1 pseudogene is annotated in these 604 nt (G+C 58.9%); it reads right to left on the reverse strand.

Features of this window, described 5'->3' with window-relative positions:
- Positions 1-554 (reverse strand): annotated as a pseudogene (locus ACFO6W_RS26380) (hypothetical protein); the annotation flags it as partial.
- Positions 555-604: the final 50 nt, after the last annotated feature.

A 604-nucleotide genomic window follows, 5' to 3' on the forward strand; every position in this document is an offset into this window, starting at 1 on the left:
AGTTCCGCGGTTTCACTATCCAGGCCGATCCTGTAAGCCTTACGCGGGTCGAGTTCCACCGCACGGACCAGGTGCCCGGCGGCATCGTCCCCCTTACCCATCCTGTACGACACGATGGCCAGCAGGTATTCGCTCCCGGCCGTGACCGGAAGCTGCACCAGTATATCGTAAGCCCGGCCGTTATAACCCAGGCAGGCCAGGCACAGGGCTGTATTATAGTCGGGGTAATCCTTGAGTATCTCCAGCGCCTGCCAGTATTCGCGCTGCTGCAAGAGGCGAAGCCCCTGCCCGTAGCCTTCCCGGACTTCATACTGCATCGAATCGGCGGAAACCATATGCGGGCGGCTCATATGGAAGGTGATGTCCATCCGCCGCAGTTTCGGGTAAACGGAGTCGTGGATGACCTTGTAATCCTGCCTGAACCTGGTTTTTATCTCCCGTTCCGTTTCATCGGGGTAGACGGCCCGGCCCAGCAGGCCCAGGATGGAATCCTTATGGGCGATACCGTCCCTTTGCCGCAGCTCTTTTACCAGGCCTTTCCAGTCTTCACCCACAGGGGAGGTCCTGATAAGGTCCCCCCGGAAGAAGGAAGGGTAAGCCGATA

It is taken from the genome of Dysgonomonas termitidis, from assembly GCF_042654545.1.
GTDB classification, from domain to species: Bacteria; Bacteroidota; Bacteroidia; order Bacteroidales; family Dysgonomonadaceae; genus Dysgonomonas; species Dysgonomonas termitidis.